Genomic DNA, 17,079 nt, shown 5'->3' on the forward strand with positions numbered 1-17,079 from the left:
GCTTGGCAGCGCGGCCGGGGGCCTTCAGTGGGTGTATACGTCCTGTCGGTCGGGGGATGCCAGCGCGGTGTGCGTGGCGTGCCAGCGGGGCGGGGGAGGGTGAGGCAACGAGTGAGAGGGGTTGCCTGCGATGGGTACCAAGACGGTGAACAAGCTGGCTGTGCCGGGTGCGACGTTGCACTACGAGGTGACGGGATCGGGGCCGGTGCTGCTGCTGATCGCCGGTGGCGGGACCGATGCCGGGATCTTCGACGGGATCGTCGGCCGGCTCGCCGCGGACTACACGGTGGTCGCGTACGACCCGCGCGGTTGCTCACGCAGCCCGTACGACGGTGCTGCGTCGGACGAGCGAGTCGACCAGTCGGCCGAGGACGCGCTGGCCGTCATCGACGCGGTCGGCGGGAGCGAACCGGCGTACGTGTTCGGGAGCAGTTCAGGCGCGATCACCGGCCTCGAACTGATCAGCCGCCACCCCGACCGGGTTCGGCTGCTGGTCGCGCATGAGCCGCCGGCCGTCGAAGTACTGCCGGACGCCGCCGACCACCGAGCGTTCTTCGAGCAGGTCTACGACACCTATCAAACCGATGGAGTCGACGCGGCCGAGGTTCTGTTCAGCCGTGGTCTCGGTGCTGATCAGGACGAGCCGCCCGCGCCGGAGGACATGCTGCCCGAGATCCTGGAGATGTTCGTGCGCTTCCAGGGCAACGCGGCCAACTTCTACCAGCACAAACTGCTGCCCTTCACCCGCTACCAGCCCGACCTGGAAGCCCTGAAGGCAGCCGCCGCGAGCGTCGTCCCCGCCGCCGGTGCCGACTCGATGGAGTACCTCCCGGGCCGCCCGATCCAGCAGATCGCCGAAGACCTCGGCTGGCCCGTCGTCACCTTCCCCGGCGGCCACGCCGGCTACCTGACCCACCCCGAACCCTTCGCCACCCTCCTGGCTCGCGTCCTCGAGTCCGAGTGATCCCCCGGCCGGCCGGAGTCTGAGGGGTCTCCGGCCGGCCGGTCGCTGTCGCCAACGACACGTAGTAGTGGCCCGACACGCCGTGTGGAGGCGGTCGGAAACGATTCCGGCGGGACTACTACGTGTCCTTCCCGACGCAAACCCGGTTGACGGCTGCGCGGCGGGCGTCGTACGGTCGGCACCTTTCCTTTGACAGAACGGCGTGGGTCACCCATGCCTGCCACAGTGGTGTCCGAACCCCCCGGGTCCTGATGGATTCGGGGTAGTTCTGCGTGCTGCTGGGCCTTCGGACACCACCTCGATGTGTGAGAGGAGGTTGCCGTGGGCGTCTATTGGGCGATCGCAGTGCGGTCGTTCCGGCGCTTTGCGACGTACCGGATCGCGACTGTCTCCGGTGCGTTCACCAATTCCGTGTTCGGGTTCATCCTGTGCGGTGTCTATCTGACGTTGTGGCACGAGCGGCCGGGGCTCGGCGGGTACGACGTCAACGATGCGCTGACGTTCGTGTGGCTTCAGCAGGGGCTGCTGCTGCCGATCGGACTGTTCGGTGCCAGTACGACGGTTGAACTCGGCGAGCGGGTTCGCAGCGGCGAGATCGCGGTCGACCTGTACCGGCCGACGCACCTGTTGCTGTGGTGGCTTTCGATGGATCTCGGCCGGGCGATGTTCCAGCTGATCGTGCGTGGCGGGATCCCGTTGCTCGTCGGGGCGCTGGTCTTCGACCTGAAGTTTCCCTCCCGGGCGGAGGCCTGGCTGGCCGTGGCGATCGGGCTGTTGTTCGCGATCCTGGTCAGCTTCGGCATCCGGTACCTGGTCGCGCTCTCGGGCTTCTGGATCGTCGACTCCCGGGGAACCGAGGCGGCCGCGATGCTCGTGTCGCTGTTCTTCTCCGGCGCGGTTCTCCCGCTGGTCGTGTTCCCCGGCTGGTTCGGTGAGTTCGTGCGGGCGACACCGTGGGCGGCGACGCTGCAGGTGCCGATCGACATCTGGCTCGGCCGCAACCCGAGCGGTATCGGCGGCGCGCTGCTCTTCCAGATCGGCTGGATCCTGGTACTGCTCCTGATCGGGCAACTGGTGACCCAGTTGGCGATGCGCAAGGTGGTGATCCAAGGTGGTTGAGCGAATCCTGCAGGCCCCCGGCCAGTACTGGATGCTCGCCGGGATGTGGATCCGATCCACCCTCGCCTACCCGGCGTCGTTCGCGCTGCTGATGGTGACCGGGATCCTGATCACGATCACCGACTTCCTCGCCGTACTGCTGATGTTCAGTCATATCAACGCGTTCGGCGGGTTCTCGCTGGCCGAGATGGCGTTGCTGTACGCAACGTCTTCGCTGACGATGGGGATCGCCGACCTGGTCACCGGCTCGATCGAACGCGTCGGCCGGCGGATCCGGAGCGGTTCGCTGGACGCCTACCTGGTCCGGCCGGTACCAGCCGTCATCCAGACAGCCGCGGACGAGTTCCGCCTCGACAAGGTCGGCCGGGTGCTGCAGGCGTTGGCCGTGCTGGTGATCGCGCTGACCCAGCTCGACGTCGACTGGACCGTTGCCAAAGGCATCATGATGGTTGTCGGCACGATCTCCGGTGCGCTGATCTTCGGCTCGTTCTTCGTGCTGGGCGCGGCATTCCAGTTCGTGGCGATCGATTCCGCCGAACTCTCCAACTCCTTCACGTACGGCGGCCGCACGTTGACGCAGTACCCGTTGTCCGCCTTCGGAAAGGACGTCGTCCGGGCGGTCACGTTCGTCGTACCGCTGGCGTTCGTGAACTTCTATCCGGTGCTCTTCGTGCTGGACAAGCAACCCCCACTGGGGTTGCCCTCCTGGATCGGCCTGCTGTCCCCGCTCGCCGCCGCGGTCATGGTCGCCCTCGCGGCCCTCGGCTGGCGCGCAGGTCTGCGTCGCTATCGCAGTACAGGGAGCTGAACATGCCAGTCATCGAACTCACCGACGTGTCCCGAGCCTTCACGGTCACGTCACGGACAGGATTCCGCCGCACCAGACGCGAGGTCCGCGCCGTCGACGGCCTCTCCTTCACCGTCGAACCCGGCGAGGTCGTCGGCTACATCGGCCCGAACGGCGCCGGCAAATCCACCACCATCAAGATGCTCACCGGCATCCTCGTCCCCAGCGGCGGCACCATCCGCGTAGCCGGCGTCGACCCGTCCCGCCACCGCCTCAAACTGGCCAAACGCATCGGCGTCGTCTTCGGCCAACGCACCACGTTGTGGTGGGACCTTCCCCTCAAGGACTCCTTCGCCGTCCTGCAGAAGATGTACGGCGTCCCGATCGCCCGCCACCGCGAAAACCTCGCCACCTTCGTCGAACTCCTCGACCTCGGCGACCTACTAGACGTCCCCGTCCGTCAACTCTCCCTAGGCCAACGCATGCGTGGCGACATCGCCGCCGCCCTCCTGCACGACCCCGAAATCGTCTACCTCGACGAACCCACCATCGGCCTGGACGTCATCAGCAAGGCCCGCCTCCGCGAATTCCTCGCCCAGGTCAACGCAGAACGCCGTACCACCGTCATCCTCACGACCCACGACCTCGACGACATCGAAGCCCTCTGCACCCGAGTCATGGTCATCGACCACGGCCGCCAAATCTTCGACGGCACCCTCCCCACCCTCCGAGCCAGCCAGTCCGCCCCCAGAACCCTGGTAGTAGACCTGGCCACCTCCCTCCCACCCATCACCATCCCCGGCGCCACCGTCACCAAAGTCGACGGCCCCCGCCAGCACCTGACCTTTCCCCCCACCACCAGCGCCGCCCCCCTGGTAGCCCACCTAGCCGCCACCTACCCCCTAGCCGACCTAACCATCGCCGAACCCACCATCGAATCCATCATCACCCAGCTCTACACCCCCACCCCTGACCTCAGCTGAGATCGGCGATCATCGAAGCAAAGACGACGTCGGCATCCATGGCCTCCTCGTCGTCCAGCCACCCTTGAACCGAGTCGGGCTTCTGTTCCGCGTCGACCAGGCCGACCCCGGCCGCGATCAGCCGCTTGGCCTCGGTGACTCCGATCTCGGCGTACTGGGCAGCCGCGTTCATGAAGTAGTCCTCACGGACTCCTTCGTTGAGGTGGAACTTGCCCGTGTTCCCGACATAGGTCCAGATGTCCTCGTCGACCAGGGCGGCGACCCAGATCTTGCGATCCCCCTGAGTGACCAGATACAGCCGTGTCATCGCGACAATCCGTCCTTTCGCTGCGATTCGGTCGACAACTTCGGGGCCGCACCTTCCGCCTGCGGCGCCGATGACGGCTCACCACGCTGGATGGGGCGAGCGTTCTGCTTACCGTAAACTCTGACCTCGACCTGCACCCCGCCGAGTGTGCGCAACTCGTCGATGCCCGCCGGGTGGCTCATCTGAGCCGACAGTGCGATCGCAGCCTGACGAGCTGCAGATCGTTTGTCTTGCGGCTGCCCGCGGTCGCGTTCGACGGCGTACAGCGGTGTCGTCCGGTGTTTGACATCGATCGATTCGCGAGAGTGGATCTGTACCTCGATGCGCTGCCCCTGCCGCTGGAGGAGTAGGTGCAAGCCCTTGTACCTACTGCCATCCGCGTAGGACTGAATCGCGCCGCCCAGCTTCCAGCCTCGGCGAGTCAGTTCGTCGCAGGCGTGCTCCGCGGCAGGAACGAGCTCGTCGGGGGATCGCGTGACGAGTGTGTACCGCAGGGCGTCGTCGAGTGGTGTCTCGTCGAAGGCAGATCGTGACAGATTCTTCAACTTGCGAGCCAACGACTGCGGAGACTTCACCCGGCTCTCCACCTGGTGCGCGACCACTTCGGAGCCGGCGGCGGCAAGGAACTCGTCGGTGATCGATTGCTCCACGACGGCGACCTGGGCCAGCAGGGTGAGACTCTTGCGGGCCGCGTCGGCGCCGTACTGGGCGGCAATTTCGGCCTTGCTCGGGATCGGATCACCCCAGTCGAGCGGCCGCCGGGCACTGAGCCGGGCATGCAGCTCGGCCGGCTCGGGTAGGTCCTCCAGACCTGATCGCATCGGTCCCCCTGGATGTCGGCGTCCTTCGACGGTAGGGAGGATTTGGGGGGCTGTGGGGTGGGTTTGGGGATCTGTGGATAACTCGGGGTGGTTACGAAGGTGGGGTGGGGGTGACTTGGGGGTGGTGGGGTCGTTGAAAAATGTGGGTTGGGACCCAACCTGAGTGGGACTCGAGGGGTAGAACAGGTATGCCGACGATGACGGGTGAGGCCGTGGTGGTGGTGGTGATGGGGCCGCCGGGGGATGGGCCTGGCTTTGTTGCGTGGGTGCGGCCGCATGTGGGGGCGATGGCTCGGTTGGCGGGGCGGCTGGGGGTGGGGGCGGACCGGGACGACATCGTGCAGGAGGCGTTGGCGCGGGCTTGGGTGAAGCGGGGGCAGTACGACGGGAGCCGCGGTACCGCCTCGGCGTGGTTGCTGGCGATCACCGCGGATCAGGCGCGGAAGGCGGCTCGGCGGGTTCGGCCGGCGGGGGTGCTGGAGGAGCAGGATGTGCCGGGGGTGCGGCCTGATGTGGAGGGCCGGATCGATGTCGGGCAGGCGTTGGGGGAGTTGCCGCCGCGGCAGCGGCTGGCGGTCGACTGTTTCTACTTCGCGGATCTGTCGGTGTCCGACACGGCCGCGGTGATGGGGTGTTCCGAGGGCACCGTGAAGTCCACGTTGTCCGATGCGCGGGCTCGCTTGCGCACGTTGCTGGAGGTCAGGGAATGAAACCGATCGACGAGATCGACGACCTGCTGACGCGGGCCGGTGCGCAGTGGCGGGCCGATGAACCGTCGGCTCCCGAGCCGGATCTGGAGCGGATCACCGGTGCGAGCCGTCGGCCGCAGCGGTGGGTGCCGGTGTTGGCTGCGGCCAGTGTGGTGGCGGTGGCTGCGGTGACGCTGAGCCTGCTCCCCAACGGCGCCCCGGCGACGCCGCAGAGCGGCCCACCAGCACCCGCGACGCCCGAGGCCGTCCAGTCCTTCGCCAACCGGAACGAGCAGACCGGTTCGAACGACGACCTCCTCGTCCGCGACGGCAGCAAGGTGCGAGTCAGCGGTCAGGTCATCGCAGCGCCGAATGTCGCCCCGGTCTTCTGCCCGGACCGCCCGATCCCGACGATCGGCTACCTCCCGGGCAAGGCGCCGGCGCCGACCTGTCCCGACGGGCTCAAGGTCGCGCTGACCGGCGTCAACGTCAACCTTTTGACCGACCTCGAAACCATCCAAGGCGTTCGCACCGGCCGCGCCACGCTCACCGGCATCTGGACCAACCGGACCATTGCCGTGCAGCAGCAGGCCGCGCCCACTCCGCCGCCCAACGTAGTGACCCCGCCGCTCCCGTGCCTGCCGCCGAAGGGTGGCTGGCCGGTCAAGCCGAGCAACCTCGACGACCCGAAGGTCACCCAGTTCCTCGACAAGCACCGTGATCAGGCCTTCGGCCCGGTGATCTACCACCCGTACGGCGAGGGTCGCACCAAGCCTGTGGTGATCTTCGTCGGTGTCGCGCACGGTGATCGCGCGGCGTTCCGGAAGGCGTTCGAGGCGGTCTACGACGGCAACCTCTGTGTGGCCCCGGCCCAGTTGAGTCGCGGTGACGCCGACCAGCTCGCCGGCAAGCTGGCCGGCCTGATGGACCGCGACGACCTCGGCATCACCTCGTCGCACACGGCAATGGACGGTGCCAGCGAGAACGTCCAGCTCCTCGTCTACACGGAGGCGGTGAAGGCGGCGCTGACCCCGATCGGTCTCGGCAAGCTGCGGATCGAGCCGGCGGTTCTCCCCGTGGCGTAGGGCTTCTTCGAGCAGGATCGAAAGGCCGGACGGACCTGTCCTCGCCGTGTCATCGTGTCCGCAAAGACACGAGGGGTGAGGTATGGCGAAAGTGCTGTCCGGACTCGTAGTAGGGGCATCGCTGGTGCTCTCGGCGTTCTTGCCGATCACCAGCGACGCCGCTCCGCAGCCCGTCGAGAAGCCGCGGGCCCAGGCGCCGGCCGAGGTCCTGCCGGCCCGCCCGAACACGGTCCGCAACCCGGTCCGGGAGAACGCCGCCGACCCCTGGATGGTGTTTGCCGACGGCAACTACCACATGCTCTACACGCACGGCGACATCCTCGTCGGCGTATCCGCACCCTCGGTGGCAGGCCTCGCGTCCGCACCTCAACAGACGCTCTGGACGCCGTCGGCCGGTGAGGCGTGCTGCAACCTGTGGGCGCCGGAGATCCACCAGTTCGACGGCAAGTGGTACCTGTACTACACCGCCGACAACGGCAACGACTCCAAGCACCGGATGTTCGTCCTCGAGGCCGATCACCCGATGGGCCCGTACACGTTCAAGGCCAAGCTCGACACCGGCGACTTCCACTCGATCGACGGCAGCGTCATGAAGCTCCCGGACGGCCGCCTGTTCCACCTGTGGTCAAGCGGTCGCGTCAACGGCCAGAACCTGTACATCGCCCCGATGAGCAACCCGTGGACGATCAGTGGCCCACCCGCCCAGCTCACCACCCCGGATCAGCCGTGGGAGCAGAACGGCCGCAAGGTCACCGAGGGCCCGGTCTCGCTGATCCACAACGGCAAGGTCTACATCTACTACTCCGCCAGCGCGTGCGAGTCACCCGACTACTCGCTCGGCGTCCTGGAGCTGACCGGCAGCGATGTCCTCAGCCAATCGTCGTGGACCAAGTCCAGCGGACCGGTCTTCAAGCGCAACGACGCCAGCTGGGTCTTCGGCACCGGTCACCACGGATTCTTCACCTCGCCCGACGGCAAGGAGACCTGGATCGTCTACCACGGCGTGACGAGCTCGAACGGTACGCCGGTCGGCAGTTGCAGCGCGGGTCGCGCCGTACGGGTCGGCAAGGTCACGTACGACGCCGCCGGCAAGCCGCAACTCGGCGTACCGAAGTCTTCGTGGGAGACGATCACCCTGCCGAGCGGTGATCCGGGTGCCGACATTGTGGCCAATGGCACCTACAGGTTGTCGCCGAAGAACAACCCGACCAACCTGCTCGAAGTTGCCAGCTGCTCGACCGCCGATGCGGCGAATGTGCAGGTCTGGACCGCGAACGGCGGTACTTGCCAGCAGTGGAAGATCACCTACAACGGCGACGGTTCGTACAAGCTGCTGGCCGCTCACAGCGGCAAGGCTCTCGATGTGGCCGGCTGTTCGGCCGCCAATCACGCCGACGTGATCCAGTGGCCGTACTGGGGTGGTGACTGCCAGGAGTGGTATCTCGATGCCCTCGGCAACGGGTACTACAAGGTGATCTCGAAGATCGGCGGCAAGACGCTGGACGTGGATGGCTGCTCGACCGCGGCCGGGGCCGACGTCCGGGTGTGGCCGTACTGGCAGGGCGCGTGCCAGCAGTGGAAGCTGGAGAAGATCGGATGAAGCGCTGGGTGGCTTTGATCGCCGCGGCTGCACTCGCTGTCGGCGGGCAGCAGGCGATGGCGAAGGAGACCAAGGCCGAGCAGCAGTTCCCGGATGTGAAGACCAGAACGAAGGGCATCATCCCGCCCGGCGGCGTACTGACGTCGAAGACCGGCGGGAACACGGTCGACGCGGAGACCCGCGAGGCCAAACCGCGGGCAGACGGCCGGTACCACTACGACTCGCCGAAGCTGATCCAGCGGTTGAAGGCGATGAACGTGAACACCTACCTGTTCGGGATCTGGGAGTCGCCGACCGACTGGGACGATCTGCGCAGCGAGTTCGCACCGCTGGCGCGGGCCGCGGGGATCGACGTCTGGCTGGATCTGGTACCGCCGTCGGAGTGCCAGGCCGATCGTCCGGAAGGCCCGTACCTAGAGGGCTACTGCTCGCGCCCGTTCAAACTCGACTTCATCGCGTGGGCGCGGAACATCGCGACGCTCTCGCTGCAGTATCCGAATATCAAGGCCTGGCAGATCGATGACTTCCTGATCGCGCGGAACAGCGACCTGTTCACTGGCCCGTACCTCGCGCAGATCAAGGCGACCCAGGACGCGATCAACCCGAACCTCGGGTTCCTGACCACGATGTACCACTGGGACTACACCGCCGATCACCTCGAGAAACTCGCGCCGTACATCGACGGCGTCCTGTTCCCGTACCTCGGCGGTGCGCAGAGCACCACGGATCCGCGCTTCCTCGCCGCGCAGATGGACGAGCTGCTCGCGAAGTTGAACCCGCTGCACCTCGACCTGATCCTGCTGCTCTACACCGATCGCTTCCTCGATGCGGCGCTGCCGCCAAGCCCCGAGTACGTCGCGGAGTCGCTCAAGGTGGCGATGCCGTACGCCGCTGATGGTCGCATCGGCGGGATCGTTGCCTACGGCGCCCCGGTCAACTACGACCGGCGACCGACGATTGCCTCGAACAACCTTGCCCAGACCGGTGAAGGCCGCTTGAGCTTTGCCCAAGGCATCTATACGACTGCTCCGGCAGGCGGGTTCGCGGAGGCCTATCAACAGGTCACGGTCGATCCGGCGGCCGGCAGCTACAACCTGCGGTTCGCCACGTACGACCAGGTGAGCAGGACGCCGGCCAAGTCCGGCAAGCTGTACAAGGAAGTGCTGGTCGACGACCAGGTGGTGTGGCGATCGGATGTCGCCGACGAGTTCGGCTTCACCTGGGCGCCCGCCTCGGTCGACCTGACTGCCGCGATGCGCGGTAAGACGACCGCGAAGCTGAGTCTCAAGCTCTACGCCCAGGCCCCGGCCAACTTTCCGATCGACGTCGGTTTCGACAGCCTGGTCCCGACCGGCTTCACGATCGCCAACTTCGGTTTCGAGGACGTCAACCCGGCCACCCGGGTCTGGCAGCTCAAGCAGCAGAGCCCGATCATCCACGGCACGATCGACAAGGTCACCCCGCACCAGGCCAAGGACGTGTACGACGTGATTGCGGCCGCGTTCGGCGGTCAGCCGCAGCCCGCCGTACCGACGACGCCGTCGGCCCCGATTCCGCCGGACCTGCCCCGAACAGGAACGACGTACCAGCCGGGTGGGGTTGGCGCGATCCGCAACAGCGCGATGTATGGCAAGGGCCGGCTGAGTCTGTTCGTGCCGGAGCGATCGGCGACCAGCGCGGGTGCCTGCGTCTGGGCCGAGCAGCGAATGGCCGTTGATCCGAACGCGCCGCGGTACGAGATCTCGTGGTGGGACTACGACGCGTACGCTGCCGACCTGCTCGGGTATCACCTGAAGCAGGTGACGATCGTGACGTCGAAGGAGAAGAAGCTGCTCAGCAACCTCGATGCCGCCGAGGCGCCGAAGGTCTGGATGAACGGCCAGGGCAACTGGGGTGCGGTGGACATCGCTCAGTTCGTCCGCGGTGAAACGTCGGTGGTGCTGCAGTTCGCGCTGTGTGAGCAGCAGGGCGTCGGTGACTACATGATCGACGTCGGGTTCGACGAGATCGACGCGGTCGGGCTCACGGTGACGAACGGCGACTTCGAGCAGGGCGCTACCGGCTGGACGATCGTCAGTCCGCACGCGGGTATGAAGGCGCAGGTCCTGACCGCCAGCTGACGATTCCGGACGTGACCATTTGACGGACGTCGTAAGGATATCGATTTCCCGGGTGATGGTGAGACTCTCCTGACGGAGTCTCATCACCGCCGCCCTCCTGAGGAGACAGTCGATGTCCGGACGCTTCCGCCTGCCCGTTGTCGCCGTACTGACCGGGCTGGTCCTGGCCGTTCCCCTCGTCGTGCCGGCCACCGCTGCTCCTGCTGAGGTTGTGGGCAAGGGGGCGGTTGGCTGGGAGACGTTGCGGCAGCTGGACCGGTTGCCGTATCTGTCGTCCGGGACGAGCACCCGCCAGTTCTCCGGGTTTGCGCGGAGCGGTAGCAACAACGACGGGTTCGACGGTGCGGATTCGTGCTTGCGGCAGGTGGCCGCGGGGTGTGTGATCGCCGAGGATCTGGGGCCCGGTCAGATCGACTCGATCTGGTTTACGAGGTTGCGTAATGACGTTCCAGACGTGACTGACACTGGGACGATCGCGATCACGCTGGACGGTACGACGGTGTTGAACCGGTCGCTGAAGGATGTCGCCGATGGTCGAGTCGGTGCGCCGTTCGTGCACCCGTTGGTCGCTAATGCGTCGCAGGCCGGTGGTGGGTTCCAGATCAAGGTGCCGATGGCGTATCGGCAGTCCATGCAGATCGTCGTACAGCGCAACCCGCTCTTCTACCACGTGAACTATCGCCACTTCCCGGACGCGGACGGCGTGACCAGGTTCGACCCGGCCGACCAGGCGAGCGACGTACTGGCGACGTTGCGAGCAGCCGGTACGGCGGATCCGAAGCCGGCCGTTTCCGGGTCGACCACGGCTGGTCAGACTCATCCGGTCGGGGCTGGGCAGGAAGTTGCCTTCGGCACCGTTCAGGGGCCTGGGGCGATCAGTGCGTTGCGGATGCGGTTTGTCGGGGTGACGCCGTCGGACGCCGTACTGGCGGGGTTGCGGTTGCGGATCGCGTTCGACGGCCGCCGTACGGTCGACTCCCCGGTTGGTGAGTTCTTCGGGACCGGATTGGGCGCGTATTCGGTGAAGTCGCTGATGTTCGCTGCCGATCCGGGCGCGGGTGGATGGTTCACGACGTGGTGGCCGATGCCTTATCGGGAGTCGGCCGCGGTCTCGCTGGTGAATTCCACCGGGGCAGCCGTCGGGAACGTCGAGTTGCAGCTGACGAGTGCACCGGACTCAAAGTGGAGCACTGCTCTCCTTCCGGGTGGACCGGCGGCGTATTTCACCGCGTTCTCGCGCAGCGGCAAGACCGCGTGGGGCGACGACTGGGTGGTGGCCGACCAGACCGGCCGCGGCAAGCTTGTCGGGGTCGCGCAGACGATGGCGGGGGTGAATCGCGGGTACCTCGAAGGCGATGAGCGCGTCTACATCGACAGCTCGCTGTCGCCGCAGCAGCATGGCACTGGGACAGAGGACTTCTACGAGGCTGGCTGGTACTTCGCCGGCGGTCGCTATAGCGCGGCCTTCACTGGCAACACTGCGCACGAGGTGGGGAACGCTGGTTGTGCACAGGAGTGTGACGCGGTCTATCGGCTGCTGCTGACCGAGTCGATCTCCTACGACTCCGCACTGCGGTTCGGAATCGAGCACGGGCAGCAGAACGACTGGTTTGCCGACTATGGGTCGACTGCGTTCCTCTACACGCAGCCCACAGTCAGTACTCGCGAGACGGATGCGCTCGATCTGGGTGATGCTGCGGCCCGGACCGCTCATCAGTACGCCGACAGTGGCACCGCGGCGACTCTGAACAGCGTGGCCGAGGGGGACTTCGACTACCTGCCGATCACGGATGAGGTCCGCTCAGGTCAGGGACCGATCACCTTCCGGATGGCGGTCGATTCCGCGAACCGTGGGGTGCTGCTGCGGCGGATCTCGGACCAGGCGCAGAAGTACCAAGAGGCGGCGGTCAGTGTGGACGACGTGCCCGTCGGGACTTGGCGGCAGCCGCTCGGCAACGGGACCATGCGCTGGCTGTCCGACCAGTTCCCGCTGCCTGCCTCGGCGACCGCTGGCAAGAGCAGTGTCAAGGTGACGATCACGCCGGTCGGCACTTGGACTGCAGCCCGCTATCTCACCGCGAGCATCGTCGACCCGTACGTCGCCGGTGGCGGGCTGGCCGCGCCCACCGGGCTGACGGCGACACCTCGTGAACACGCCGTGCTGCTGAACTGGAACCCGGTGCTGGAGGCAACGTCGTACCAGATCTACTCGGCCACCACGGCCGACGTACCGGTGACTCCCGCGAACCTCATCGGGACCGCGCCGACGCCGGGTTTCCTGCACAAGGCGTTGAAGGGTGGCCAGCAACGGTTCTACAAGGTGATCGCGGTCGATGCCTCCGGCAACCTTGGTGTTGCGGCGACCTTGGCTGCGGCGGCGAAGATCGCGACGGTGTCCGATGTTGATGCCGATGGCAAGGATGACATCGTGACGTTCCTGCGGGGAGATGCGGCTGATGTGTACGTCGCGAAGTCGACCGGCGCCAAGTTCGGCGAGGGCAAGCTGTGGCACTCATCCTTTGCTATTGGCAACGAGATCCCAGCTACCGGTGACTTCAATGGGGACGGTCGCTCAGACATCATCACCTTCACTCGCGGAGCTGCAGCGGATGTCTGGGTCTCGTTGTCGAACGGCGTCGACGGGTACCTCCCGGCCACCAAGTGGCACGACCACTTCGCGCTTGACGGCGAGGTGCCGATGGTCGGTGACTTCAACGGCGACGGCAAGGACGACATCGTCACCTTCACCCGCGGTACCACCCACGACGCCTACGTCTCGCTCTCCGACGGCAACCGTTTCGTCCAAGACAGTTGGCTCTGGCACGGCGACTTCGGCTGGCCCGGCGAACTCCTCGACATCGGCGACTTCGACGGCGACGGCCGCGACGACATCGTCACCTTCACCCGCGGCACAACAGCCAGCGTCTTCGTAGCCCTCTCCGACGGCAAATCCTTCCTAGGCACCACCTGGAAATGGCACGCCCACTTCGCCATCAACACCGAAACCCCCGACGTAGGCGACTACAACGGCGACGGCCGCGACGACATAGCCACCTTCGCCGCCGGCACCTCAGGAGACGTCTACGTAGCCACCTCAACCGGCACGGCGTTCACCGGCGACGGCAACCTCTGGCACAGCTTCTTCGCCCCCACCCCCGAGATCCCAGGCTCCGGCGACTTCACCGGTGACGGCCGCTCCGACATCATCACCTTCACCAGAGGCGCCGCCGGCGACGTCTACGTAGCCCCCTCCAACGGCCAGGCCTTCACCCCCGACCCCCAAGCCCCCCTCTGGCACGACTACTTCGCCCCCAACACCGAATGGCCCGCCCCGTCCGCCCTGCGCCCCTAGACGGCGTTGTTGAACCGGTCCCGGTCGTGGAAGAAGTCGACGAGGAGGCGGGCGGTGGTGGCTGGTTGTTCGATGGCGGGGGAGTGGCCGGCGTCGGGGACCATTTCGGGCTGGATGCCGAGGCGCTCGGCCACCTCGTTCTGGATGGGGAGCGGCCAGCCGTCGTCGGTTTCGCCGTACACGACCTGCGTGCGAACACCCGCCTTCGCCAACCGGTCGGTCTTGTCCACGGCATTAGTCAGGTGCCGGGTGACCGCGGCCAGTCCGACCGGGGAGTTGCTGATGAAGCGTTTGCGGAGGAAAGCGGCGATCTCCTCGGGCGGTTCGAGGTACCCGGGGTTCTTGGCGTCGTGTTCCAGCTTCAGGTCGTAGACCTGCTCGATCGGGAGGTTGTCTAGCCCGAAGGCGAGCATCTGGAGACCCTGCAGTGTCTGCTCATCGGTGAAACCAGACGGCCCAGTGCAGAGCAGCGTCAACGTCGAGAACACCGACGCGTCAGTCAGCACCGCCTCCCGCGCAACCAGGCCGCCGAATGAGTGCCCAACCAGCTGGCTGTAGCCGCCGAGTGCGACGCTCATCGCCACCACGTCCGCGCCCAGCGCCTCCAGCGTGTACGCCGAGGGGGCGGCCGGCCCCGCGGTGTCGAACTGACCCCGCTGGTCCACGCCCACCGCGATCCACCCGTAGCGCGCCAGGTGGTGGAGTAGCGGAGTGAAGTCCTCCTTGCTGCCCGTCCACCCCGGAACGAGCAGTACCGTGCCGAGCGGCGTACCGATCTCCGGCACTGCCCTCAGGGTCGCGAAGGATCCGCGGTCGGTCTCCAGCGTCGCTGGGTGAACCCCATCCGGCAGCGTCATCGTTCGTGGCGTACTCACAAGTAAAGAGAGTAGCGGCTCAGTCGGTCCGCACCAGTTTGGCCGTTGCCACGGCGAGTACGGCGATGATCGCGGCACTCATCAACACAGCCAGCTGCACGCCACCCGTGTAGGCGTCCCGGGCACTCGCCAGCAACTCCTGGGCGGCCGGACCGGGCAGACTCTCCGCCGCCGCGATCGCACCGCCCAGAGTGTCCCGAGCAGACTCCGCTGCGCCACCCGGCACCGTCACACCAGCCCGGTACGCCGCTGTGACCAGGCTGCCGCCAATAGCGATCCCCAGTGCCATTCCGAGCTCGGTCCCGGTCTCACCCATGCCCGACGCGACTCCGGCTCGTTCCGGCGGCGCACTGCTCACCACTACGTCGTACGTGAGCGCAAGGACGACCTGGATACCCAGGCTGACCACCGCCAAGCCGATGACCACCGGTAGCCGACCAGCGGTCGCCATCAACGCCAGTCCGGGTACGGCGACGACGAAGCCGACTGTCATCGCCGTACCAGCGCGCAGGTGGCGGACAGCCCACGGCGCGGCCAGTGTCCCGACGATGCCGGTCACCATCATCGGCAGCATCCAGAGTCCGGCCTCGAGCGGTGACATGCCCAGCACCAGCTGGAAGTACTGCACAGTCAGGAACTGCAGCGCGGCCAGCACATACAGACCGAAGGTCTGCGCACCAAGCGACGCACTGAACGCAGCCCGCCGGAACAGCCGCAGATCGACCAGTGGCTCGCTCAAACGGAGCTGGCGGCGTCCGAACACCCAACCGAGCGCGATACCGACCAGCGCCACCACCAGCGTGGTCAGATGCAGCTCACCCTTCGCAGTCTCCTTGATGGCGTAGACAACCGCCACGATCGCGCCCGTAGACAGCACAACGCTCAGCAGATCGATCCGGCCAGCCTTCGGGTTGCGGAACTCGGGCAGTAGCAGCGGCGCGGCGATCAGCAGCAGCACCAGCGGCGGTACGCCGATCAGGAACACCGAACCCCACCAGAAGTGGTCCAGCAGCACGCCGCCGATCAGCGGACCGGCCATGCCGCCGAGCATGAAGTTCGTCATCCAGATCGCGATCGCCAGCCGCCGCTGATCCGGGTCCTGGAACATGTTGCTCAGCAAGGAAAGTGTCGACGGCATCAGCGTCGCCCCGGCCAGCCCCAGCAGCGCACGGGCAGCGATCAGCAGCTCCGGACTGGTCGCGAACGCAGCCAGCACCGACGCCCCCAGGAACCCGGCCGCACCGATCATCAACAGCCGACGCCGACCGATCCGGTCACCGACTGTGCCCATCGTGACGAGCAGACCGGCGACCACGAACCCGTACACGTCAACAATCCACAGCAGCTGCGAGGAACTGGGGGAGAGGTCCGTGCTCAGCACAGGCGCGGCCAAGTGCAGCACCGTCGCGTCCAAGCCGAGCAGGATGGTCGGCAGGGCCAGGACGGCCAGGCCGAGCCATTCGCGCCGGCCGGCCCGCGCCGGAGCAGTCGTCGGGGAGATCGTCGATTCGCTCATGTCGGCCATGCTGGGAGTTAAAGTCCCCTTGAGGTCAAGAGCGGGGCGTGACGGACGGGACACGGACTGATGCAACCGGTCGTTCCGCCGTGCGGCACAATGGCCGCGTGCCTCCTCGCACTCTCGCGGTTGCCAACCAGAAAGGCGGCGTGGCCAAGACGACCACCGTCGCCACACTCGGTGCTGCCCTGAGCGAACTCGGCCAGCGCGTGCTGCTCGTCGATCTCGATCCGCAGGCCTGCCTGACCTTCTCGATCGGCATCGACCCCGAGGACCTGGACAAGTCGATCCACCACGTACTGCTCGGCGGAGTGCAGGCGGGCGACGTGCTGATCGAGTTCGACGAAGGCCCGGACCTACTCCCCGCGACCATCGAGCTCGCCACCGCAGAGGTGCAACTGGCCCGCGAGACCGGCCCCGAGCAAGTGCTCCGAACCGCCTTGCGATCCGTGCGCCCGGCGTACGACTGGATCATCGTCGACTGCCCACCCACCCTCGGCCTGCTCACCGTGAACGGGTTGTCCGCGGCAACCGACGTACTGATCCCCTTACAGTGCGAGACATTGGCACATCGTGGCGTCGGGCAACTACTAGACACCGTGCATGACGTCCAGCACCTCACCAACCCCAGCCTGCGGGTGCTCGGCGTCCTACCAACCCTGTACGACGGCCGCACCACCCACGCCCGCGCTGTCCTCGAGACAATCGCCGAGGCCTACTCGCTCGACGTCCTCGCCCCAGCAATCCCGAAGTCCATCCGCTTCGCCGAAGCCCCCGCAGTAGGCGAAACCATCCTCACCACCGCCCCAACGTCCCCCGGCGCCAAGGCCTACCGAACCCTAGCCACCACCCTCCTCTAAC

The 17,079-nt window shown here is 66.6% G+C and carries 14 protein-coding genes; 10 read left to right on the plus strand and 4 right to left on the minus strand.

Annotated features, from left to right (window positions below; all coding sequences use genetic code 11):
* Window positions 1-130: 130 nt before the first annotated feature.
* The 4 genes from ABD231_RS16970 (at window position 131) to ABD231_RS16985 (ending at window position 3,853) form a co-directional block, all read left to right on the plus strand.
* The gene (locus ABD231_RS16970) at window positions 131-964 is read left to right on the plus strand and encodes an alpha/beta fold hydrolase (protein WP_344152098.1); all 834 of its coding nucleotides are present in this window, start codon (window positions 131-133) and stop codon (window positions 962-964) included.
* 321 nt (window positions 965-1,285) lie between these two features.
* Window positions 1,286-2,083, plus strand: coding sequence for an ABC transporter permease (locus ABD231_RS16975; RefSeq protein ID WP_344152101.1), 798 nt, complete (start codon window positions 1,286-1,288; stop codon window positions 2,081-2,083).
* Window positions 2,076-2,891 (plus strand): ABC transporter permease, encoded by an 816-nt coding sequence (locus ABD231_RS16980; protein WP_344152104.1) that lies wholly within the window; start codon window positions 2,076-2,078, stop codon window positions 2,889-2,891. Before ABD231_RS16975 ends, ABD231_RS16980 begins: the two co-directional genes overlap by 8 nt.
* Before the next feature lie 2 nt (window positions 2,892-2,893).
* Entirely contained in the window at window positions 2,894-3,853 is a 960-nt protein-coding gene (locus tag ABD231_RS16985; protein ID WP_344152107.1) for an ABC transporter ATP-binding protein, read from the plus strand.
* On the opposite strand, the gene ABD231_RS16990 is transcribed toward ABD231_RS16985, so the two are convergent.
* Window positions 3,846-4,160 (minus strand): hypothetical protein, encoded by a 315-nt coding sequence (locus ABD231_RS16990; RefSeq protein ID WP_344152110.1) that lies wholly within the window; start codon window positions 4,158-4,160, stop codon window positions 3,846-3,848. The two genes, ABD231_RS16985 and ABD231_RS16990, sit on opposite strands and share 8 nt — an antisense overlap.
* Complete coding sequence (locus ABD231_RS16995) at window positions 4,157-4,981, minus strand: RelA/SpoT domain-containing protein (RefSeq protein WP_344152113.1); 825 nt, start codon at window positions 4,979-4,981, stop codon at window positions 4,157-4,159. Before ABD231_RS16995 ends, ABD231_RS16990 begins: the two co-directional genes overlap by 4 nt.
* A gap of 188 nt (window positions 4,982-5,169) precedes the next feature.
* Between ABD231_RS16995 and ABD231_RS17000 the strand changes: the two genes are divergently transcribed.
* The 5 genes from ABD231_RS17000 to ABD231_RS17020 all read left to right on the plus strand — a co-directional run bounded on the left by ABD231_RS17000 (window position 5,170) and on the right by ABD231_RS17020 (window position 13,827).
* Window positions 5,170-5,691, plus strand: coding sequence for an RNA polymerase sigma factor (locus ABD231_RS17000; RefSeq protein ID WP_344152116.1), 522 nt, complete (start codon window positions 5,170-5,172; stop codon window positions 5,689-5,691).
* A complete protein-coding gene (locus tag ABD231_RS17005) occupies window positions 5,688-6,755 on the plus strand; it encodes a hypothetical protein (protein ID WP_344152119.1) in 1,068 nt (355 codons plus the stop codon). Before ABD231_RS17000 ends, ABD231_RS17005 begins: the two co-directional genes overlap by 4 nt.
* Window positions 6,756-6,837: 82 nt before the next feature.
* Window positions 6,838-8,355, plus strand: coding sequence for a family 43 glycosylhydrolase (locus ABD231_RS17010; RefSeq protein ID WP_344152122.1), 1,518 nt, complete (start codon window positions 6,838-6,840; stop codon window positions 8,353-8,355).
* Window positions 8,352-10,475 (plus strand): hypothetical protein, encoded by a 2,124-nt coding sequence (locus ABD231_RS17015; RefSeq protein WP_344152125.1) that lies wholly within the window; start codon window positions 8,352-8,354, stop codon window positions 10,473-10,475. The genes ABD231_RS17010 and ABD231_RS17015 overlap by 4 nt, the downstream gene beginning before the upstream one ends.
* Window positions 10,476-10,587: 112 nt before the next feature.
* Window positions 10,588-13,827, plus strand: a complete 3,240-nt coding sequence (locus tag ABD231_RS17020; protein ID WP_344152128.1) for a DUF2961 domain-containing protein — start codon at window positions 10,588-10,590, stop codon at window positions 13,825-13,827.
* Here the strand turns inward: ABD231_RS17020 and ABD231_RS17025 are convergent.
* Together ABD231_RS17025 and ABD231_RS17030 are read right to left on the minus strand one after the other, a co-directional pair.
* Window positions 13,824-14,702 (minus strand): alpha/beta fold hydrolase, encoded by an 879-nt coding sequence (locus ABD231_RS17025; protein WP_344152131.1) that lies wholly within the window; start codon window positions 14,700-14,702, stop codon window positions 13,824-13,826. The two genes, ABD231_RS17020 and ABD231_RS17025, sit on opposite strands and share 4 nt — an antisense overlap.
* A gap of 19 nt (window positions 14,703-14,721) precedes the next feature.
* Complete coding sequence (locus ABD231_RS17030; RefSeq protein ID WP_344152134.1) at window positions 14,722-16,218, minus strand: MFS transporter; 1,497 nt, start codon at window positions 16,216-16,218, stop codon at window positions 14,722-14,724.
* A 107-nt stretch (window positions 16,219-16,325) separates the two neighbouring features.
* Between ABD231_RS17030 and ABD231_RS17035 the strand changes: the two genes are divergently transcribed.
* The gene (locus ABD231_RS17035) at window positions 16,326-17,078 is read left to right on the plus strand and encodes a ParA family protein (RefSeq protein WP_344152136.1); all 753 of its coding nucleotides are present in this window, start codon (window positions 16,326-16,328) and stop codon (window positions 17,076-17,078) included.
* The last annotated feature ends 1 nt before the right edge of the window (window position 17,079 follow it).

Source organism: Kribbella yunnanensis, from assembly GCF_039529655.1.
GTDB lineage: Bacteria > Actinomycetota > Actinomycetes > Propionibacteriales > Kribbellaceae > Kribbella > Kribbella yunnanensis.

Coding starts and splice junctions, on each gene's coding strand:
- ABD231_RS16970 (WP_344152098.1), top strand. CDS start 131: ATGGGTACCAAGACGGTGAACAAGCTGGCTGTGCCGGGTGCGACGTTG.
- ABD231_RS17015 (WP_344152125.1), top strand. CDS start 8,352: ATGAAGCGCTGGGTGGCTTTGATCGCCGCGGCTGCACTCGCTGTCGGC.
- ABD231_RS17010 (WP_344152122.1), top strand. CDS start 6,838: ATGGCGAAAGTGCTGTCCGGACTCGTAGTAGGGGCATCGCTGGTGCTC.
- ABD231_RS16990 (WP_344152110.1), bottom strand. CDS start 4,160: ATGACACGGCTGTATCTGGTCACTCAGGGGGATCGCAAGATCTGGGTC.
- ABD231_RS17020 (WP_344152128.1), top strand. CDS start 10,588: ATGTCCGGACGCTTCCGCCTGCCCGTTGTCGCCGTACTGACCGGGCTG.
- ABD231_RS17000 (WP_344152116.1), top strand. CDS start 5,170: ATGCCGACGATGACGGGTGAGGCCGTGGTGGTGGTGGTGATGGGGCCG.
- ABD231_RS16985 (WP_344152107.1), top strand. CDS start 2,894: ATGCCAGTCATCGAACTCACCGACGTGTCCCGAGCCTTCACGGTCACG.
- ABD231_RS16995 (WP_344152113.1), bottom strand. CDS start 4,981: ATGCGATCAGGTCTGGAGGACCTACCCGAGCCGGCCGAGCTGCATGCC.
- ABD231_RS17005 (WP_344152119.1), top strand. CDS start 5,688: ATGAAACCGATCGACGAGATCGACGACCTGCTGACGCGGGCCGGTGCG.
- ABD231_RS17030 (WP_344152134.1), bottom strand. CDS start 16,218: ATGAGCGAATCGACGATCTCCCCGACGACTGCTCCGGCGCGGGCCGGC.